The 22292-nt window shown below is 48.5% G+C and carries 10 protein-coding genes; 2 read left to right on the top strand and 8 right to left on the bottom strand.

What is annotated here, in order from left to right; genetic code table 11:
- Positions 1-40: 40 nt before the first annotated feature.
- The 8 genes from HA50_RS30200 to HA50_RS30165 all read right to left on the bottom strand — a co-directional run bounded on the left by HA50_RS30200 (position 41) and on the right by HA50_RS30165 (position 19412).
- Complete coding sequence (locus HA50_RS30200) at positions 41-3748, bottom strand: hypothetical protein (protein WP_084881067.1); 3708 nt, start codon at positions 3746-3748, stop codon at positions 41-43.
- A 137-nt stretch (positions 3749-3885) separates the two neighbouring features.
- On the bottom strand, positions 3886-5922 hold the full coding sequence (locus HA50_RS30195; RefSeq protein WP_084881066.1) for a glycoside hydrolase family 31 protein: 2037 nt from the start codon (positions 5920-5922) through the stop codon (positions 3886-3888).
- Complete coding sequence (locus HA50_RS30190; protein WP_084881065.1) at positions 5919-7298, bottom strand: glycoside-pentoside-hexuronide (GPH):cation symporter; 1380 nt, start codon at positions 7296-7298, stop codon at positions 5919-5921. The genes HA50_RS30195 and HA50_RS30190 overlap by 4 nt, the downstream gene beginning before the upstream one ends.
- A gap of 222 nt (positions 7299-7520) precedes the next feature.
- Positions 7521-12788 carry a hypothetical protein gene (locus HA50_RS30185; protein ID WP_084881064.1) on the bottom strand — a complete coding sequence of 1756 codons (5268 nt, stop codon included), beginning with the start codon at positions 12786-12788 and terminating at the stop codon, positions 7521-7523.
- Positions 12781-13479, bottom strand: coding sequence for a hypothetical protein (locus tag HA50_RS30180; protein WP_084881063.1), 699 nt, complete (start codon positions 13477-13479; stop codon positions 12781-12783). Before HA50_RS30180 ends, HA50_RS30185 begins: the two co-directional genes overlap by 8 nt.
- Positions 13442-16183, bottom strand: coding sequence for a hypothetical protein (locus tag HA50_RS30175; protein WP_084881062.1), 2742 nt, complete (start codon positions 16181-16183; stop codon positions 13442-13444). The genes HA50_RS30180 and HA50_RS30175 overlap by 38 nt, the downstream gene beginning before the upstream one ends.
- Before the next feature lie 119 nt (positions 16184-16302).
- A complete protein-coding gene (locus tag HA50_RS30170) occupies positions 16303-18240 on the bottom strand; it encodes a MacB family efflux pump subunit (protein WP_084881061.1) in 1938 nt (645 codons plus the stop codon).
- Positions 18237-19412, bottom strand: a complete 1176-nt coding sequence (locus tag HA50_RS30165) for an efflux RND transporter periplasmic adaptor subunit (protein WP_084881060.1) — start codon at positions 19410-19412, stop codon at positions 18237-18239. The genes HA50_RS30170 and HA50_RS30165 overlap by 4 nt, the downstream gene beginning before the upstream one ends.
- A 235-nt stretch (positions 19413-19647) precedes the next feature.
- Here HA50_RS30165 and HA50_RS30160 point away from each other — a divergent pair, with 235 nt between their 5' ends.
- Both HA50_RS30160 and pmrB read left to right on the top strand, forming a co-directional pair.
- Positions 19648-20589: a formyltransferase family protein gene (locus tag HA50_RS30160; protein WP_084881059.1), complete on the top strand. Its 942-nt coding sequence runs from the start codon at positions 19648-19650 to the stop codon at positions 20587-20589.
- 269 nt (positions 20590-20858) lie between these two features.
- Positions 20859-21938: a two-component system sensor histidine kinase PmrB gene (pmrB, locus tag HA50_RS30155; RefSeq protein WP_084881058.1), complete on the top strand. Its 1080-nt coding sequence runs from the start codon at positions 20859-20861 to the stop codon at positions 21936-21938.
- The last annotated feature ends 354 nt before the right edge of the window (positions 21939-22292 follow it).

The raw sequence follows: 22292 nt of genomic DNA, 5'->3' as shown, positions 1-22292 counted from the left end.
CATTAGGGTTAAGGTTGTAATGTTTTCAAGATCGATGATTTCACCGATATAATGCCAGACGGGGCGATAAAACTTCTAGAAACAAACATGGCCATTTCGTCATAGTTATCAGCGATCTTCCAGCCACCACTGTCGGCAGTATCAATAATCGTCTGAATATCAGGGGTTTTTTAGCATGGCGAAGAATAGTTTTTTGATAGAGTATGGGGTGTTTTTCATGAATGTGAAATATATTCGTTGTGATATTCAGCGGTTGGGAATCATCAGAGTAGCAGGTGATGTTCTTTCTTTCAGGACTTGATAGTATGTGGTGTTCTTTTTCCAGTAATTCTTTCGCAGAAGGTTTTATCCAGGGGTAAAATGTATAGGATTTAAGACCGGACTTGAATTCTTTCAACTCTTTCTTGCCAATGCCCGCTGCTAATGGAAAAATAAATGTTTTTCCGCTACCAAAGCTAAATAATGGATAGATGACTTCTGTGGGTTTAGCTGCCAGACCTACACCCGTCAGAAAAATATCATCATAAGTGGATTTTAATTCTCTATTCAGAAGAACGATTTCCGATCTTAAATTATTTATGGAAATTTCTAATGAAGGGTGCAATTTCAGGGCTGACTGAGAAACTGCCAACTTATTGTTCAATGCATCCAGCTGTATTTTCTTTCTCGTTTTTTGCAAAAATAACTTTTTTAACGCTTGTTCCAGACCCGTTAACTTTTTCGCCAGAGAACTTATTAAGTAGGCATCAGATGCGCATAGCACCCCCTGGAACACATTCTCTAATAATGATGTCAGAACGATATCTTCATGCGGGACCAGCAAATCATCAACCATCTCAATGCAGCTATAAAGGGGGAGTTTTTCTTTAAATAGTTGCCATTTTCCTTTTCTCAGATCGCGCTCTCTGTCTGTCTCTCGTGAGGTATCTATTTCTTCCTTTTCATAGGCTAAATATTCGTCACGCATATCTAACATTTCTTTTTGTAGCCGCTGGATAGCGGCTGTCGAGTTTCCCAGTTTTTTTTCTGTAAACAGTGGGACAATCTCTTTTTCTGAGCGGGTGGCTTTGCAGGCGATGGATTTAACAAACTGTAATCGCTCGGTGATATAATTCCACGCTTCTTCCGGCGGGCTGAGTAAGGATGTTTTGAACGCTTGTTGCTCATCACAGGGATCCCAGAAAGGCTTGCCATCGTGAAACTTGTAATGTCCATCAAGAAATTCATTCGATAAACGGGCTATATCTTCTGTCTTATTAATATTGAGTGAGATGATGGGAAGTTGTCGATATATTCGGCTGGCTTCTATATTAGCGGCGAAAAATCGCTTCTCTTTGGTTTGGGTATGTTCAGCAATAAAAATCACGCCGCGTTGATAATGTTTTCGCGGATTATAGGCTGCTTGTAACATGGTTTGGGCATGAAATCTGAAAGATTTGGGCATGAACATGGTACGGATTTTTTGTATACGCCTGCTATCCAGTTTTACAACGCTAATCTGAACCAGGGGATCAGAGAAAAAGTGATAATTGGGATCCATTTCAAACGCCATGCGCACGACATCTTTATACAACGACTTATGTTGCTGACAGATCTCCTGATAAATTCTTTCATGGCTTTCTTTCAACTCGTCTCGCTTTGGATGCGGTCGGAGAACAAATAAAGAGCTGTCATCTGACGTATAACTCCGCAATGAATAGGGCACTAGGTTAGGCAGGCGACGTCGTAATACATCCATACCATCCGGAAAGCTACGGATGACCTGACGGATATCCTTGCATTTGCGCAGGTATTCAACTTCATCATCTTTATCTATATATGGCTGTAAGTTAACTCGCAGGCTTTCTCTGTCAAAGTTTATTGGCGTAAAGACAGTGACGCCTTTTTCACGGTAAGCATCTTCAATAATATCATCGAAAGTGGGGAAAATAAGTTGCTCAAGCTTAACATCTTTCTCATGATAGTTAATGAATTCCTGATTAATACTGCTGGTGAAGTTCTCAAATAATTCTCTTACCGGGGATAACTTTTCGATGCCATCATAGAACTTTCGTCTGCGCAAATAAAAACCATATTTCCTGCCTTCTTCTATAGCGAAGTTAAAGTCCTGGTGGTAAACATAATTGTTGTCTGAATATTCCTTTCCCAGATAATTCCAGTAATAATAACCTTCCTTCGATACCACATCCAGATTGCCTTTATTATTATTATGGAACTGGATGAGATCGGGGGCGCATAATAAAACGATATAATCGATCAGTTTATCGGCTTTAGTTAAATCAACTGCGCCAAGTTCTTTCACCAGACGTGCTGATACAAATAAGCGTATCTCTTTTAGCGCGTCATTGATGGTTTCCTGTGGTCTGTTCCTTAGATTTCTCAGCCAGATTTGGTTGACTTCCTCTCCTGTCAAAAAAATGAGATTGTTTAGATCGAAAACCTCTTTTTTACCCGCAGGGGTGAGTAATACCGATAAAATATGCGTGAGTAATACCGACATCTCGGTGCGATCGTGAGGACCGAAATTCTTGATCTCCCATTTTTTCAATAACCTGCGGGCATGTGATATGTTCAAATCGCTATATTGATCGAAAATAAAATGACACAACTCATCAACCAATCTCAGGCCATTTTTATTTGAGGAGAGAAGTTCCTGTATCGCACGTTCAATATCATAGCAGGTCTTTTTCCGTCCATTCGGGTTTAGCTGGCTCAGGCTGGCGGGTCTCGCTGGATAAAATACACTGTGGGTAAGGTTATTGTTCTCACTATTCAACGCAAGGTCATTATTCTGCACCAGGCCAGTAAACTCTGGTGGAGAAGAGAAATAACGGTAAAGGGTGTAGGCCCCGGCTAATCCTATTGAGGTGATACCCACCATCGTTTTTACCACGCATTGTGGGTGTGGTGTCAGTGCCAGTGTTGCACTTCCAACCAGCAGCGGGGTATTGACGGTTGTTGCGCTGGCTGACGCTGAATAATCGTGTGATGGTGGCTTTTGCTTACCTGTGGGCAAGAAAGAGAATACGCTTTTCAGTGTCGTAATATTGTTCGTCTCATCCCGAACCAAACGCGAAATATTATTTGTGCGATGAGGAAAAAGTGTCGTCAGCGGGTTGAAGCCATCAATCATCTTAATGACACCGCCAGCCACCGGTGATATCAGGGTGATGGCTGACATCAGTACCCCCTTAACACCTTCATTCACCAGCGCCGGGGTGAATAATCTGGGTGAAATAAAAGACGAGAAAAAATTAAGTAAGACTATTTCACGAGGAATGTGGCTGTCAGCATGACGGGTCGGGAGCGGTGCTTCTTTCAGTGCGCCACCCTGGTGTAGCACTGAAACCAGTTGCGCAAAAATATCCTGATTTACTCCGCAGGGTATACCCCAGTTGATACCCGACAGCGAGAGGAAATGACTAATGTAGTGATCATCTTCCGTATACAACTGTGCCAGTAGCGGTTTTATGTCGCTCCGTTGCATAATCTGTACGGCGATGGCGATATAGAGATGATTCTGATAAGGGAAACTCTGATTGCGAAAATCGTCTTCGTTTTTGTTGGTCTGAGGTGAAACGGATGCAATCAGGGAGGATAAGTAATGGTGGATCTGATTGGATAAGGGGATACAGGGTGCGTTGGTTATTGTCCTTATTGTTCCCAGAGCGAGATTATAACAAGTGACTGTCTGCTTTAAACAGGATTCACCTTTTGAAATGGCAGAAGAATGGAGATCGCAGTTCATCGGCAAACGTCCTTATTTGCAGTTAATATTCATCAGGGCATCATTGTTCTCTCATTGATAACTATAGTCGTTAGATTTTTATTCGGCGGATGTTTTTAAAGACAGCGCGATCGCTCGCGCTGTATCTGTTGATTTATTTATTCGTGATGCAGCACATCTGCGTGACCTCCTTCACGCAGAAATACCGGAATGGCACTGAGAGGGGCCGCAACCTTAATCCGTTGTCCTCCCTGATAGCGTTCGCCATTGCGGGCAATCCACTGGTCCCCGGCGGGCAACCAGATGTCACGTTCACGCTGACCAGCATGCAGCACTGGCGCAACTAACAGGTCGCGTCCCAGCAGATATTGATCTTCCACCTGCCAACTTTCCGGCTGCTGCGGATAGTGATAAAACAGCGGGCGCATCACCGGATCGCCTAATTCGTGCGCCTCGCGCATCAACTGGTCGATATAGGGACGCAGCCGCTCGCGTTGCAGCAGGCAACTTTTCATCAGGGTGAAATTCTCTTCCCCATAGCTCCACACTTCATTCGGTGAACCGCTGTTGCACTGGGCGATACCATCGCGCCATGCTTCATTCGGTTCAATCTGTGGCTCGCGGTAGCCGTGCAAACGCATCACCGGGCAGAACACGGCCCACTGGAACCAGCGAATCAACAGTTCATGGAAGGCGGGATCGTGAATATTGCCGCCCTGAAAACCGCCGATATCGGTGGTCCACCATGGAATACCGGCCATCGCCATATTCAGCCCGGCAGTGAACTGATTACGCAGAGCATGAAATGAGGAATGCACATCCCCTGACCAGGCCAGCACGCCATAACGCTGGCTTCCTGCCCAGGAGCAACGCACCAGATTGACGATTTCTGTTTCGCCCTGTTGTTGCAGCCCTTCATAAAAACCGCGGGCAAACAGCTGCGGGTAGATGTTTCCCACTTCCTGCACCGGGCCAAGATGGTAGCGATAGTTGTCAAAATCGTAGGCACGGTATTCCGGCTCAGCCTCATCCAGCCAGAAGGTGCGAATACCCAGGTCATAATAATTACGTTTCACTTCCTGCCAGACAAACTCACGTGCGGCGGGGTGGGTGGCATCGAAGAAGGTGGTATTACCCATAAAATCAAGGTTCACCGATACGCCACGTTCGCTGTTGACCAACAGCCCTTTTGATTTCATCAGGCGATAGTTCTCGCTGCGACTGTCCACCGTCGGCCACACCGAAACCATGGTTTCAATGCCCATTGCTTTCAGTTCCTGCACCATCGCGCCTGGGTCCGGCCAGTCGCGGGCATCAAAGCACCAGGTTCCCTGATTCGGCCAGTGGAAAAAGTCGATAACGATCACCGACAGCGGCAGTTGCAAACGGCGATACTCGTGCGCCACTTCCAGCACTTCCTGCTGGGTGCGATAGCGTAATTTGCACTGCCAAAAACCCGTGGCAAAGCCAGGCATCATCGGAGCCGTGCCGGTGGCCTGACCATATTGACGGACAATGGCTGCCGGGGTATCGCCTGCCGTGATCCAGTAATCCATCTGGTCAGTGACCTCGGCCTGCCAGCGCGTGCCGTTCTTACCAAAAGTGACTTCACCAATCGCCGGGTTATGCCACAGCAGGCCATAACCGAGGCTGGAAACCATAAACGGGACGCTTGCCTGGGAGTTACGTTGCGCCAGTTCCAGCGTACAGCCTTTCAGATCGAGACAATCCTGCTGGTATTGCCCCATGCCGTAGATTTTCTCTTCGGCACGCGCTTCAAAACGTACGCTCAGCTGATATTTTCCGCCGGGAATCGGACGAAAACTGCGGCCATCCAGTTTCAGGGCGCTGATGTATTTATCCTGGCTTTTCTCAGATGCACCAATGCCGACGGTGCTGCGCTGACGCCAGAACTCTTCCAGCAGCAATTCGCCATGCTGGTTATAGAAAGCCAGCTGACCACGTATGTTCAGGGTGGCGGTGATGTTGCCATTGCGCAGGCTGAGCGATTCATTTTCGCGCTTAATTTCAACCTCGCAAGGCTGGGCTGGCAGTAGCGCCCAGTCGTTGTCGATCAATTCCGGCTGGCAGGTGGCACGTACCCGCAGGCTATTTGCCCCCCAGGGTTCAATAACCAGTGTCTGACGATCAAAGGTCCAGACAATACGCTGGGATTCGGCACGTAATTCGCTCATGACAACTCCTGTGGTTGTAAAACGGTCGGTCCGGTGGCGGCAGGTTGCGCCGACACTTTGTTCTGGTTGATGGTGCGCATCAGGGCGTCATTCAGTTTGTAACCCCGCATCGCCAGCGCACTGAGCAGCGCCAGCAGGCCGGGAATAACGGAAAATAACGCGACAATGGCGATCATTGCGGAGGATTGCTGATGTGGAGCCTGCGCGACATAGCCGCTCAACCCCAGGGTCCAGCCGACGATGGCCCCGCTGATCGCCATGCCCATTTTCAGCACTGCCAGCAAGGTGGAGAACACGGTGCCATCCAGGCGTTTCCCCTGGCGATATTCACCATAATCCACCACGTCTGACATCATTACCCACATCAGGGTGGTGGTGACCTGGTAGAAACTGGAGACGATAAAGGTCATACCGACCAGCAACACCACGGTGGCAGGGAGAAACACGATGCTGATGCTCAGCACGCCGCACACTATGGCGCTGAGGGTAAAGGCGGTGATTTTGTTCAGGCGGCGCGTGAGCAACTTTGCCAGCACGCTGCCGACGCTTTTGCCGACGATATGCGCCGCCAGCAGCCACATAAACAGGCTGGCATCACCCAGAAAATAGGTGACGTAGTACATCATGGCTCCCAGTCGCACCACGCCGAAGGAAATGTTGCAGAACACCAGCAGGGCGACCACGCGCCACTGATCATTACGCAATAGATCACGCAGGTCGGTCAGGAAATGGCTATGGCTGGCTGGTGCACTGACGCGCTCACGGGTATTGAGGAAACAAACAAAAAACATCAGCGTTGCCAGCGTCGCCATAATCGACATCGCGGCAAAGTAGCCTTCCAGCTTGTTGCCACCACCCAGCCAGGTTGCCAGCGGGATCATCAGGAAGGTAGACATGGCACCGCCCAGCGTAGCGAGAAAGAAGCGCCACGACTGCAACGAAATGCGCTGATTATCATCGGAGGTGATAATTGCCCCCATCGAACAATAGGGGATATTGATGGCGGTATACATCAGCATCATCAGGCTGTAAGTGACGGCGGCATAAACCATTTTGCCGCTAAGCGACAGGCTTTCCGGCACCGCATAGATCAGCATACAACTCACCCCGAATGGCACGGCGAGCATCAGCAGCCAGGGCCGGAATTTGCCCCAGCGAGAACGGGTGCGGTCTGCCACCATGCCCATGGCCGGGTCGATCACCGCATCGGCCACGCGCGCCAGCAGGAACAGGGTGCCGACAAATACCGCAGGCAGGCCCACCACATCGGTATAATAAAAAGTGAGGAAAATAATGACGTTATCAATGGCGATATGGCTGGCCATATCACCCAGTCCGTAACTGATTTTCTCTTTAATCGTTAAGCTTGCTTGCATAAAGATTCCCGCCTGTCTTTGTATCGCATAGGGTCAATGACACCCTCCCTGGCTCCGACGCTTAGTTATAGAAAGTGCGGCGTGGCGAGACAATTGCGGGATTTCTTTCAGGTTTTATGTTTTTTACTTTATGTGATACGGGTAACAACAATGGCAACAAATAATTAACATGGCAAAGATCATGCAATGCATATTAATTATCAGGGATTTATGTTGGAGCCGTTATATGCCAATCAACCAGGGAGGACGTCGATCTTCCCCGGTCGCCGCGACAGCAAAAGTCTCTTTGAACATAAACCATGCCATGGACACATCCTCGTCTGCCTGTTCCGGGTGCAGAGAATTTACAGCGTCACACATTAAGCCGAAGACCATTTCTGGGTCGGGCATGATCAGGCGCATAACCAGAATTTCGCTGGTGAAAAGATGGCTAAAAAAGTCGAGATAGCGGAAACGATCAGCCGCGCTAAAATCCCCTGCTTTCATAAATTGAATGGTCTCAGCCGCAGCATAAAATTTTTGTTCAGCGGCATTCCAGCCCTGTGCCTCCGTTGTCATCACCTGCTGGATTCTATTTTGCAATCGGAAGAGAAAACCTGATCCGGATAGTTCACACATAAATATCGGTCCGGCCAGACGATGTCTGGCCCATGCTGCGAATTCACGCACACGTTGTGGCTCACCGTGAATACCCGCCAGACGAACGGTTGTATGCGTGGCGGTGATCGGAGATGCGTTGGCCAGCAATATGTCTCCTGCGTGATCAGGGGAGAGCAACAAGGGCTGTGCCTTGCCTGTGGCTGCTGCATCACCCACCCTGACAGAAACGATCAGGCGAACTGGCAGCTCATGTTTTGTTGAGGACAAACTGATATCGAGGGGGGAGGTCTCTGGTCTGATTAACATTAGATTTTCAGGTTTATGAACCTGCAACCAGTAGGTTCGCGCACCATTGATAATGTGCTGCAACTGTCCTGCGTATTTTTGCAACGTCTGTCCCTGCCAGCTTTGTTCATTTAATTGCAGAAAGGGGTCACTGGCACGACGACTATCAGGGATGGTTGCCGCCAGCAAACGGAGTTGCGCAAAGGTCCGAATCCACGCCTGATAATCACGAGGCAGCCAGGATTGGTCGAGGTGATATTGCCATTCGTCCATGAATACTTCGGGTGTCACATAAGGTTGCTCGTCGTAATAACTAAAGAAGTTATTGAGCGCCAGGTAATTCTGGTGCAGTCGCGTGTTTTCTTCATCAGTATCAATGGGGCGCGGTCTGCTGGATGTAAACCATTCGATAGCGGTAATCGCGCGGGAAAGTATCTTACGACCTTGCTCTACCCAACCATAGCTGCTGATTTCAGGGTGTCTTTGCAGCACCTGATGATTTTGCAGGATATATACCAGTCGGGTGAGGGTTTCATTTTTTTTGTGCAGTGCTTCCAGAGTCTGGTTGCATGTTGCGACATCATAAAGATCAGCGTTGCGCCAGGAAAAGATATCGCAGGTATCCTGGTTCAGCTCTGCATAGGGACGTTCATTCAATCGATGTTGATGAATCTCGTTACTCAGGCTGGTTCCGCTGCGTTTCAGAGCCTGATCAAGTTCGATTAATCCGCCCAGGCTGAATTCAAAACGAAACGGGATATCGGCGGTGACGTTACTGAGCGAGTGAATGTAATTCCGCCGTGTAACCAGCCCATTCAACAGCGCAGATTGCATAACTTGCTGTTGCGGATTGGTCAGCAATGGCAGGAAATCGGCCAACTTTTGTCTCTGTTCCCGCGCAAGGAAATGTTCCATCGTGGTGCTAAATAACGCTTCGGAAGATGTCCCATCCGCAGCCTGTATCTGGCGTGGCCAGTCCAGCTGCCCGAGGGGGAATACCTGAAGTTTCCCTTGCGCGTCAAGAAAACGGTAACTGACGTTGCGGTAGCTGTTTTCACTGAATATAAAGACCAAATCGCCAGTGTGAAATTGCAGAGTATAGGGGGTGAGTTTCAACGAGGTATCGTTTTGCCGGGTTTCAGGCTGCAGATAGGAAACGGGGTATAACACACCATGGCGGATTAGCTCAGTTGCGCTTTGTGCTGGCATGAGCTGCCAGTTTTCGCTTGTCGTTGCCTGCTGTTGCTGCCATGCCTGACGCACATTGTGTTCAAAGAAGATCCGCGCCGTGAGATTTCCACTACGGAATGCCTGATATTCATTCTGCAGTTCTGAGCGCAAACTGAGCGACTGCCAGATTCGGCGATGCACATCATTATCGGTCAGTAAGTACAAACCTGCGCGGTTCCCCGCCAGGCTGGCATACAGAGAGCGTTCATTTCCGGTGCCAAAACCAAGATAACAGACATAACTTATTGGGTCCCACCAGACGCCCATAAACCCCGTGGCTGGCAGGGCGTCAGGAGAATATGTGTCATCTGTTGTCCAGCGGGTTCTTAATGCCTTCGCAATCATTGGCCAGTCGGTAAACTTTCCCATCACCCCGGAAATAGCCTGCTCGACATAGTCTACCGATGATTGGTTATCCGCTTTTTGCAGGGTACGATTTTTCCATTTAACGATGTCGGGATGAGCGGCCAGTTGGATAATACGCTCGGACTGTACTTCTTCAGTAATGCTGTGTTTGGCAGCGTAAAAAGGGAAATGTCGTGTCAGCCATTCCTGGGTCTGATGATGTTGTGTGGCAAAGCCTGTGGCATTTTTCGCCTGTGCAAGTTGCAGGAATTGCTGACGCAATGAGGATTCCACCAGATTGGCGAATGTGGTTATCACCGTTTCGTTTGTGGGATATTTCCGGGATTCTGCTGTCAGTTCGTAAAAGGTGAAGGGGATGCTTTCCTGGTGATTATCACCGAAGCACAGGTGGGTTAATTTTGCAGCATTGCGTGAAACAGGCATCTGCCGTACCGGCCCGATGGCAGGTAACGGCAAACCAAAGGGCACTATCAATCCCTCATTTTGATTGGGGGTGGCAAAACCGATCCCAGCCACGGTGACATTCTGCCCGGCGGTCAAATACCAGCTGAAGCGCAATTCTCCCCGTTCGCGCGCCTGGCGTAATGGTTGCTCAAGCTTCGGGGGCAGGCTGTGGGTCAGTAACTTATGGAGGTCTCTGAGGGTGGTGATAGCAACAGCAAGTAAACGCTGATGTGCTTCAGCAGTGGCAGAAGCAAAACTGAATTCAGCCAGTTCAATGGCTAACTTCTGGCTACCTGTGGCACAGGCAAGGACCTGCGTTTGCCCTTGTGCCGCATGGGACAGCCGCTGACTCAGGGAATGAAGTGCATCAGCGGCGTAATGATTGCCATACATGCTTAGCAGCGCCAACTGAGGGACGCGGATGACTGGAATAAAGCCCGGATCATACAGGGCTGCGCTGTAGAGTTTCAGTAAATATCCGTGAGACAGTGTATTTGCCTGAAGCTGATGGGCGATGATGGCACCGATACAGAGTTGTTGTGCCGGTGCATCAGTGATCACCAGTTGTTTCAGGCTGGGATCGATATTGCCTAATGCGCCGGTAAATGCCAGATGATGGCGTACGATCGCTTTGATAAAACGCGAGATGGCTAGCAGTATCCGTCCCTGTGTATCTGGCTGCGCGCGCTGAAAATCCTGAACAAAATTAATCGATTGTTGATTGAGAAATCTTTCATCAGCAATTTGCTCCAGAGTGATCCAGGGTAAATTCATCACCCTTTGTAGCTGATGCAAAACATGGATATAGAGATTTGGTATGCTGGGGTCGTTCAGCAGAAAAATATCACTTAACAGTCTGAACAGGCGGTCGTTGTCGATTAATGTTGCTGCGGGGAGATAACGCTGTAACACCATAATCTCGGCAGATTGTAGTTCACCCTCTTCATCAATCAGTTTATCCATCATGGATGCGATGTCATCTGATGTGATCTTTTCCGGTGTCGGGAGCGTCAGCAGATGACCATATAATCTGTCATGGAAGGGCAGCAGCGAAAAAAAGATGAAATTTTGCACGACGTTATTCAGCGTCGCCTGATATAACGCCGTATTGTTCTGGTTAAACCTGACTAACAAGGGGCCGGTCTGCGCATTAAATGCGTCAGGCAGTTCCTTGTCATGCGTGATGGGCAGCGGCTCAAAAGGATGTTCGCTGTACACCTGGCGTCGGGAACGCAAATGGGTTTCCGAGATAAAGTCATTTGTCAGGAAGGTAAACCAGCAGCCCTCATCAACCAGATAGTATTGGCAAAACAACAAAGAGTGATGAATCAGACAGCATTCTTTGAAAGCATTTTTGACCAGCGAAATAAATTCAGAATTCACCTCATCAGCATCAATAATTTGCGTTTCCCGTGCCATGCTTGCATTGCGCAGAATTTTTTGCCAGTCAGCGACCACTCTTTTAGTGACATCAGCAAGAAAAGGTTTCATATCCTGAAAACGCATATCTGGCGATAAATATTCCTGCATAGCTGCCAGCCAGTCAGCCTGGGCATCAGTGCCTGACCATTCTTCGATAGGGTAATCAGCCAGCACTTTGGCACTGTATTCAATACGGGCATATATTTCATAAATAACTTCTATCCTTTTCATCATCCGAAATCGCGTTTGGATAAACTCGGCCAGTGAAGGAGGTTCAGACCCTGGATGAGCAAGACGATATTCGTCACAACGTTTTTTAAATATTTCAATGCTGGCACTAAACAAACTGATGGCGGCAGGGTTTTGTTCAATGGTATCTCTGATGAAATCAATCAGAAAATCGATCACCGCCAGGTGAAATTTTTCCTGAGCAGAAGAACGGGTCAGATATAAGGTGAATCGCCCCATTTCGTAGTGTATATCTTGCTGCGTCCGGGTTTTTTCTGCCTGCGCACTTTCTCCTTCACCCACCAATTTTAATAACGAATCAGTATCTTTTCTCATCAGGCCATCATCCAGCAAAAACAGATAGTTGGCTTCGAATGCCTGAATATTGCTCTTGAATGTCTTATTAATGACATTCATGGATAGGTCGATAAGAAGATTTTGCTCTGCGGTCAGTACAACATTTTCAAGTGGTGTGGTTTTGTTATTGTTAGCATTTTTCTGTAAGTGGTTATAAAAAAACTCCGCATTGATATCGGTTCGGTTTTGATTAAGGTTGTAATAACTATTTAACTCTAATATTTTGTTAACAAACAATCGTACAGGGAAAGTGAAAGATCGAAAACAGAACATGGCCATGCGGTCATAGTCATTTGAAATTCGCCATCCTCCATCCATGGCGGTCTCAATGATTTCCTGTGCATCCGGGTTTTTTAATGCAGAAAAAAACATTTCCATATATAACGGCGGGCTTTTGCGATGAATATCGAAAACATTCAGGGTGATGTTTTTAGACTGAGAACCATCGGTAAAGCAGGTGATATTAACTTTGGCAGGCATGGGTACGGCAAAATTTTCAATGTTATATTTATTTTCCCATTCGGGTGCATTCCAGCGTTGAAAAGGCAATTCACCCATGTCTGAGTATAACGCCCGGGCGTGTTTTTTTTAACCGACCAAAAATACCCGGAAGTATGGCCAGAGGTGCCGATCGATCCGGGGATATATTAGACTCAGGAAACATAATTTTACTTGGGATAGAAGCCAGCTGGAGTAATGTATGGGCGACTTTTTCCTGTGATTGCCGAAGTGACAGGTTTAAGTCATTGATTTCATTCTCAAGCGCTTTTCTGGTCGGTGCGAAAATTGCCAAAGGATCTTGTTGGCTGGAATGAGGCATGCTCAGAGCAAGGGTTATTTTTTCATTCAGTACACGTAACTGATGTTTTTTTTGCATTCTCTGTATATAAAGTGTCCTGACGCTACTCCCTAATGCTTTAAGTGATTTTGTTACCCCCGGGGGAAAGGGCGTATCAAGCGCGCATATACCAGCTCGTAACCAATCGATTGACGCAGAAGTATAGAGGGTATCTTCTCTATTATAAAAAATGTCTTTGCCAAGTTCATAACATTCTTTCAGGGGTAAATAATCAGCAATCATACCCCATGTCCCCTTGCGGTCATCCTTTTCTCTTTCGGTTTCTGTGGCGGTGTTTATCTTTTCTTTTTGCAGTTCAAGTAATTTTTTGCGGTTTTCGACGGCATGATTAATTATGAGGGGTATAGCAACCTCAGCCTTTCCAATATCTCTCTCCGTGAAAAAAVGCAACGATATAATGATCAGGTCTACTGTATGCACACCATTTTGCACGATAATATTGATAGTGTTGTGAAATGAAGTCCCACATTTTCTCTGGTGGGTCAAGCCATGATGTTGTAGGTTCAATAATATCATCGCAGGGATCCCAGAAAAGGAGTCCATCCGTAAAGACATAGTGTTGATTGAGAAATTTATCGCCCAGATCGGTGATGTCCTGCATACTGTTCACGGCTAATCGGGTTACAGGGAGTTGGAGTTGAATACGGCTCGCTTCTATATTTAACTGGAAAATGCGTGTTTCCTGAGTCTGGTAATTTCTGGCAAAAAATAGTACACCAGTCTGGCAATAAGGCCGGACATTATAGGACATACGCTGTGCGATTTCGGGAAGCAATCTGAAGGCTTTATGTGTCAGCATAAAGCGGATGCGTTGTAAGCGGTGATTATCAAGGTCGATGATGGAAAGTTTGACGTGGGGAGAATTAATAAAATTTCTGTCGTCCTCAGTTATCAAAGAAAATGCCCGTGTTGCTACCTGCTGATAGAGTTGAATATGTTCTTTCTCAATTTCTGATGAGATGTCATGGTATTCCCTCTGTAATTCCAGCCGTTTTGGATAAGGTTTTAATGTAAATACGGTGCTGCTGTCATATTTATGATTTCTCAATGGGCCAGGAATAGAGTTGGGCATGCTTTCATAAACGACCTTTATACCGTCGGGGAAGCTGCGGATCGCACAAAGTAAACTTTTGCAGTTTTGCAGGTAAGGGTATTCCAGATGTCTGGCAGGGTGACGATGGATTTTGAACGTTGCTCTGTCAAAATCCATTGGACGAGTGACATCGACACCCAGATGGTTAAATCGATAAATAATGATGTCATTTAACGTCAGGAATAATTGTCGTTCCAGCGTGACATCCAGTTCATGGTACTCCATCGTCGCTTTGTTGACGGTTCGGGTATAATTTTCAAATCTGGCGCCATCGGGGTCCTGCGAAAAAATATCTTTGTAAAATCTTCCCCTTATCAGGAAATGCACTAAGCGCTCTCCTTTATGTAACGCCCGGTAAAAATCACCGAAACGAAGAGCTTTATTGTTCGGGTATTCTTCACCCATACACACCCAATAGTTATTAAGCTTTTTAGATATAATTTTCTCTCCACCAAGACCATTATTTTCAAATTGTATGAAGTCAGGTGCGGATAAGGTGATTATATAGTTAGCAAATCGTCGGGTTTTCGTTTCATCAATAAGACCTAAAGTATTAACAAGAATACGTGAAATATGCAGGCGAAGTTTGTCAAGTGCATAGGTAATGGTGTTATCCTGGTTGCCGGAAGCATTATCGCGCCAGATTTTAATCACCATTTTCCCTACCGAAAAAACCAGAGCGTTCAGGTTCAGAATATTGTTTCTGCCTACCGGAGTGAGCAATACAGAGAAAATGTCTATTAATATGGCATTGATCTCATCCCGGTCATGAGGAGTGAATTGAGTTACCCCCATCTTCTTTAACAAATGTTCCGCATGCCTGATATTAAGATCACAATGTTCGTCAAAAATATATTGGCTGAACTCATCGACCAGTCTCAATCCGGTCTGTGCCGAATTTAACAATTCACGGACGATACTGATAGTATTGAGGCAAGTGATCATTTCAGGCGTTGTCGTATTGGTCAGGCTCAGACTCTGCGGCTGTGAACCATGAAACACGTCATGTTGTACCTCGATTATTTCATTCTCAGCCGGGGGATCTTCTTCGCTAAATATTTTATTATCAGCGATCAAATAAGGGATAATCCGGTATGCCAGATATGAACCGGTCACCAGCGCAGCGGCGGCGGCTGTGATAGCTGCGGCACTGCCCGAGCCACGAGCTGCCAGCACCGCAGCGGCAGAGGCACCGAGCAACGGTGCATCAGGTGTTACAGCACTGGCTGGTGAATGCTGATGAGATGCAGAATAGTTATTGTTATGCTGTCTGCCTTGCTGCCGTCGATGATACGCCATGATCGCTTCGCGGCGTAAACGTTGTGAGTATTCATGAGGGTTGACATCCGGGAAGAAGAACTTAATTGGGTTAAATGTATCAACATATTTGATCGCCCCAGCCAGGCCAGGTGAGAACAGGGATATACCAGAAACCACTAATGCTTTAATTCCTTCATTAATAACCGGAAGTGTAATGAATTGCGGAGCAATAAATGAGGAGAAGAAATTCAACAGTACGGTATCGCGTGATATGGCAGGGGGTACTATATTTTCGGGTGGCTTACGCAGTGCGCCACCATCCTCCAGAATTTGAACCAGTTTTTTAAAAATACGATAATTTATTTCCGGAATACCCTGGCTGATGCCTGTCAATTCGATAAAATCCTTAACGGCCTGTTTATTCGTTGAGGTTTTATTCTTGTCTGGTCGATATAACCTGACAAGCAGTGGCTTCATTTTGTCAGATTTCATGATTTTTATCGCGATAAAGAGATCGATGTAATATTTATAAGGGTAAGAATCATTCTCAAAGTCTTCACGTGTTTTTTCTAACAGAGGTTCTGTGGCAGGTAAACATTGGTAAATCAGGCGGGAAAGGGGCAGGGTGGGGGTGTTGGTAATGGTTCTTATCGTACCTATTGCCCGGTTATAACCGGCAAGCATCGCAGTGAATACTGCACCCCTGTTGCATCCAGGGGAAATGTTGATTTCAGGTTGCATAGGCAAATTTCCTTATTTGCTTGAATGAATATCGCAACCTAAACTTTAGTACAGATTTTTTGAGAGTGACAATTTAACAGGGTAATAAAATGGGGCGTTACCCGCCCCGGATAGATGGTTTATTCACTTGCCAGTGCGGCAACCGGGTCCATGCGTGCGGCTTTACGTGCGGGCAGGTAACCAAAGATCATCCCGATCACGGTTGAACAGATAAAGGCGGCAGCGGCGGACTCCCAGGAGTAGATGGCCGTCAGTAAACCGCCAGCCAACAGGCTGACCAGCGGGCCAATCGCCAGTGAAAGTCCTACCCCCAAAACGCCGCCGACCAGACATACCAGCACGGCCTCAATCATAAATTGCTGCATGATGTCACTGCGGCGGGCGCCGACTGCCATGCGCACGCCAATTTCATGGGTACGCTCGGTCACCGACACCAGCATGATATTCATCACGCCAATGCTACCAATGGTCAGCGCGATAGCCGCAACCATCAGAATCAGCAGTGTCAGCGTGGCAGCGGCATTTTCGATAGCCTGGCGATACTTATCGCGGTTAAACACCAGGAAATCTTTCCCGCGGTGGCGGTCGGTCAGGATTTCACTCAACGCAGCCACCGCCGGACCACTGGCGATATCATCTTTCAGTTTGATACTGAAGCTGGTCAGAGATGTCTGGCCGTTGATGCGATACATCATGGTGCTCCACGGCAGCCAGACGTTAAGGCGATTAGGATTGGAACCATCGTTCAACTTTGCGACACCCACCACCCGCACCGGAACCGAACCGAGAATGATCATTTTGCCTGGCGCGTTGCCAGGTTGATCGCCAAACAGTTTGTTCCGGGTATTTTCATCAATGATGATTTCCTGAGTCGCATGAAGTTCGTCTGAAAAATTACCCCCTTCAATGAGTTTAATACCCTGAATAGCGAAATAATCCTTACCGACGCCATAAACCGTGGTTTTAGAGGCATTAGACAGGTAGCGAATAGGTTGGGTAGACATCATTTCCGGGCTGACGGCTGCAACAAATTGCTGTCGGGCAATGGCCTGCACATCAGACATCACCAGCGTTTTCGTCGGTTGGCTTTCATCCTCAACGAAATCCCCCCCGGCATAAATAGTCACCACATTGGTGCCCAGCCCCTGAATACTCTCCAGCGTACTTTGCCGTGCACCTTGCCCCAGCGCGACAACTGTCACCACGGCGGCGATACCAAAAATGATGCCCGTCATGGTCAGCGAGGTGCGCAGACGATGGGCATTCATCGCATGCAGTGCCATACGTAATGATTCGCGTAATCGATCGCCGATGCCGCGCCATTTGCTCTGGCTCTTCGCCGCAGTGGGCTGATAACGGGAACCCACCGTTTCTGTGGCCCGGCCGCTGTCAGCGACAATCGAGCCGTCCTGGATTTCGATGATGCGATCCGCGTGCTGCGCAACGTTCATATCGTGCGTCACAATGATCACCGTGTGTCCATCACGGTTAAGATCACTCAGGATGCGCAACACTTCCTCACCGGAATGGGAGTCCAGCGCGCCGGTGGGCTCATCTGCCAGAATAATTTCCGCACCATTGATCAGTGCGCGGGCGATGCTGACGCGTTGTTGCTGTCCGCCGGACAATTCCCCTGGTTTATGGTGCGCACGGCCATGTAACCCGAGGTGTTCCAGCAACTGAGCGGCGTGTGCCCGACGGGAATTTCCGGCGACATTGGCGTAAATGGCCGGAATCTCTACGTTACTCAGGGCATTCAGATCCGGCATCAGATGATAACGTTGGAAAATAAAACCGATATGCTCGCGCCGGACTTTTGCCAGCGCATCCGCAGACAGACTGGCGATGTTCTGCCCGCTGAGGTGATACTCTCCGCTATCTGCGGCATCCAGACAGCCGAGGATATTCAGCAGCGTTGATTTGCCCGAGCCGGACGGGCCGATAATCGCTACCATTTCCCCTTCGGCAATGCTCAGGTTGATATCTTTCAGAACGTTCAGAGATTGCGAGCCAAAGGCGTAGGTGCGGGTAATATTTTTCAGCTCGATGATATTCACATCACCACCTTGTCTGCGCCAGCAGCCTGGGCGGCAAGAATGACTTTTTCACCCACCTGCAGGCCGCTCAGTACCTGAATATCCACGTTGTCAGAAATGCCGGTGGTGATGTAGCGCTTAACTGGCTGCTGATTTTCATCTGCGACTTCAACATAACTTTTGCCATCAGCATCTTTTTTCCGCGCCTGAAGCGGAATCAGCAGTGCGTTATTGGCGGAGTCGCGCAGCAGATTGACCTGGGCGGTCATGGCGATGCGCAGGGAATTATCCGGGTTGGGCACATCGAGCAGCGCGTTGTAATACACCGCAGCAGTGGTGGCGCTGGTGGAATTGCTCTCGCTGTTATTCATCAGCGCGTCATCTTTCATCACCGTATCAGGTGCCAGCTCGATGCTGCGTAAGGTGGCGTTGTAACGTTTATCCGGGTCGGAGAAGGTGGTGAACCAGGCCTGCTGACCGGGTTTGATATTGTTGATGTCCGCTTCAGATATCTGCACTTTGATGGTCATGGTGGCCAGCTGTGCCAGTTTGGCGATGGTCGGGGCACTTTGCGCCGCGTTTACCGTCTGTCCTTGTTTGGTAATGATGGCGATGACGGTGCCATCCATCGGAGCCATGATACGGGTGTAACTCAGGTCGAGCTGTTTTTTATCCACCTCAATCTGCGCCTGAATCACGCGCGCCTGCTGGGCAGTTTGCTCTGCGCGCGCAATACGCCAGGCTTCAGCGCCGGTGTCAAAATCCTGCTGGGACACTAAATTCATCTTCAGCATCTGTTGCAGGCGTTTGAATTGCGCTTCCTGACGCATCAGGGTGGCTTGTTTGGTTTCTAAATCCGCTTTGGCGACGCTCAGTGCCGCTTCGGCATTGCGCAGGCCACTGCGTTGCGGCTGGTCATCGATTTCGGCGATCAGTTCACCTTTATGCACGTTATCACCCGTGCGGATATACAATTTCTTCAGCTGACCGGAAACCTGAGCACCCACGTTAACGCGTTCGATGGCATCCATTTTACCCGTCGCAGCGATGACGTTTTCAATGTTGCCCTGACGAACGGTGGTGGTAATGATGTTGTCAGGTTTGTTGCGGGAGGCATTAAGTTTATAAACACCGAGGATGATCAGCAGAACAGCAAAGGCTGGAAAAAACCATTTTTTCGTTGAAGTTGGCATGAGAGTCCCTTTTTTTGCCAGAGGATAATAATCACGTGCCGTTACGGCAAGTGAAAACTGGTTTTCAACGCTCAGATTAGGCCGCATAACCGGCAAGAAAAATGAATGAGTTATGAGAAATCGCAGGATTTATCCTGACATCTGTGAAAAGTAATGTGTTTAAGCATATTTTAATTTTCGCCCGCTATCATGTGATGCGTCTTACCCTCCGCGACCACCGATATAAAGGAAACCAATGAAAGCTGTCATTTTTGCCTACCACGATATGGGATGTGCTGGCCTGGAAGCGCTGGAAAACGCGGGTTTTGAAATCTGTGCCGTGTTCACGCATGCTGATGCACCGGGCGAAAATCACTTCCATGGCTCGGTAGCCCGGATGGCACAGGCCCGAAATATTCCGCTGTATATGCCAGAAGACGTCAATCAGCCGCAATGGCTGGCGCTGTTGCAGACACTGGCCCCCGATATGTTGTTCAGCCTGTCATTTCGGCAGATACTCAGCCGCGAAACTCTGGCGATCCCCCGTCGCGGGGCGTTTGGCGTGCAGGCTTCTCTGCTGCCTGCCCATCGTGGCAGGGCGCATCTGAATTGGGTCTTAATCAAGGGCGATGCGGAGACTGGCGTCACGCTGTTTCGTCTGATCGCTCGTCCTGATTGTGGCCCGATTCTGGCCCAGGAAAAGGTCAGAATATTGCCTGAGGATGATGCCCATAGCCTGCATAACAAGCTGGTCAGCACCAGCGGGAAGATGCTGGCCGTTTGGCTACCTGCGCTCTGCGCCGGTCAGTTGGCAGAGCGGGAGCAAGATGAGTCTCAGGCCAGTCGTTTCGGACGCCGTAAGCCGGAGGATGGCGAGATCAACTGGCATGCCGCCGCGCCGGATATCCACAATCTGGTACGCGGGCTCGCCAGCCCATGGCCAGGCGCTTCTGGTGCGGCAAATGGGCAGCGGTTTGTTGTCTGGCAAAGTCATGTCAGTGCGGATAAATCACCTGACCAACCCGGTACCGTATTAAGCCTTGATCCGCTGGTAATTGCCTGCGGTGAAGGGCAGCTTGAAGTGGTGGCTGGACAAGCCCAGGAAGGCGTGCGGATGAACGGCGCTGAACTGGCGCGCAAGTTAGGATTGCGTGTGGGTGACACGGTAAGTAGTCAGAATACACCGCAAAATACGTAAATAAAAATTATCATATAGCAACTTAAGGATCACCTAATGTAACGGTGAGAAACTGGTCTCTTCATCATTAGAGGAGGCCAGTCAAGAATGCCCCTTTCTTTATTTCAGCGGATCGTAAGGAATCCGTTATTATTTGTTCTTTCCCCGTCAATATTAATTCAATTTTCGATTTTTCCTGCCCGAGTTTTCGCTCAGTGGGTAATGAGAATATTATTCATACCCTGGATTAAAACTATTTTAACTAAACCCAGAGAAGCGAGGGGCTGACCATGTTCTGGCCTCTGTTACGCCCCCGCAAAAACAGCACCCTGCGCTGGCGGTTATTGCTGGTGATTGGCTTAATTCTGATTGTTTGTCAGACCATCAGTGTGTGGGGGGTATGGCATGAGAGCAAAGAACAGATCGCGCTGCTGGTAAATGCCGCACTGGATAATCACAACCCACACCAGCATATGGAAAAGGAAATCCATGAAGCCATCATCAGCCTGGCGCTTCCCAGCATTGTCATGATTTTCATGGCGTTATTTCTCTGCTTTCAGGCGATAACCAGCCTGACCCGACCTTTATCAGAATTACAAAAACGCCTTGAGGATCGTGGCGAGGAGGAACTGACACCGGTGAACTATCACAGTTCGCTGAAGGAAATTGATGCAGTGACTCTGGCGATCAACCGCCTGGTGTCTCGTCTGAGCGCCAGCCTTGAAAGGGAACGCATGTTTACCGCAGACGTTGCCCATGAACTGCGCACGCCGCTGGCCGGTCTCAGACTCCATCTGGAACTGCTGGAAAGAACCCATCAGTGCGATGTTAAGCCTCTGATGCAGCGCCTCGACCAGATGACCAGCAGCGTGACCCAACTGCTACAGCTGGCGCGCGCAGGGCAATCTTTTTCATCGGGTAGCTACCAGAATGTCAGGCTGATGCGGGATGTGGTCGAGCCGATGAAACAGGAATTCGAAGCCATGCTGGCGCTGCATCAGCAGGTATTAATTCTCAATATACCGCAAGAGGTTGTGGTGCGCGGTGATGCCACCTTACTGAAGGTGATGTTGCGAAATCTGGTGGAGAATGCCCATCGTTATAGCCCACACGATACCTGCATCACCATCCGCATCAGCAAGCAGCCATCTCCGGTGCTGGTGGTGGAAGATGAGGGCGTGGGGATTGATGGAAGCAAGATTGGCGAACTGAGCCAGGCGTTTGTCCGCATGGATCGTCGGTTTGGTGGCATCGGGCTGGGGCTGAGTATCGTCACCCGTATTGTTCAACTGCATAAAGGGCAGTTTTTACTGGAAAATCGGGGCAGTGTGCCAGGTTGCCGGGCCAGAGTGACCTTTACCGGCCAGTAATCCTCGCAGGATTACAGTGAAAACCAGATGACCAAAAAACTAATAACGCTGACCACGCTGAGAATAACAGCAGCATATTCGCTGGCGGGACGGGAGAACATGGATTGCATAGGGAACCTCATTATCAGACCCGACAATTTTTACCGCCAAAGATTAAGTTAACCTTAAGCCAGTGTTGTGCTCACGGAACGGGCATGAAAATTCGCCGTTTAATGTTCAGTTAAGAATCAGGCGTTATGCTCTCAACCTCAATAAATTAATGGCTGCAAAATTTTCTTCGTCCCGAAGTTAATTAAACGGGGAAATAAATTCTTGAATTTCTCTGTGCCGGGGTTTCATATATAGCACTTTATG

The organism is Pantoea cypripedii (assembly GCF_002095535.1).
GTDB lineage: Bacteria > Pseudomonadota > Gammaproteobacteria > Enterobacterales > Enterobacteriaceae > Pantoea > Pantoea cypripedii.
The sequence above is the reverse complement of the archived record's forward strand: the minus strand, read 5'-3'. Positions and strand labels throughout refer to the sequence as shown.

Coding starts and splice junctions, on each gene's coding strand:
- HA50_RS30195 (WP_084881066.1), bottom strand. CDS start 5,922: ATGAGCGAATTACGTGCCGAATCCCAGCGTATTGTCTGGACCTTTGAT.
- pmrB (WP_084881058.1), top strand. CDS start 20,859: ATGTTCTGGCCTCTGTTACGCCCCCGCAAAAACAGCACCCTGCGCTGG.
- HA50_RS30190 (WP_084881065.1), bottom strand. CDS start 7,298: ATGCAAGCAAGCTTAACGATTAAAGAGAAAATCAGTTACGGACTGGGT.
- HA50_RS30165 (WP_084881060.1), bottom strand. CDS start 19,412: ATGCCAACTTCAACGAAAAAATGGTTTTTTCCAGCCTTTGCTGTTCTG.
- HA50_RS30185 (WP_084881064.1), bottom strand. CDS start 12,788: ATGGGTGAATTGCCTTTTCAACGCTGGAATGCACCCGAATGGGAAAAT.
- HA50_RS30160 (WP_084881059.1), top strand. CDS start 19,648: ATGAAAGCTGTCATTTTTGCCTACCACGATATGGGATGTGCTGGCCTG.
- HA50_RS30200 (WP_084881067.1), bottom strand. CDS start 3,748: ATGAACTGCGATCTCCATTCTTCTGCCATTTCAAAAGGTGAATCCTGT.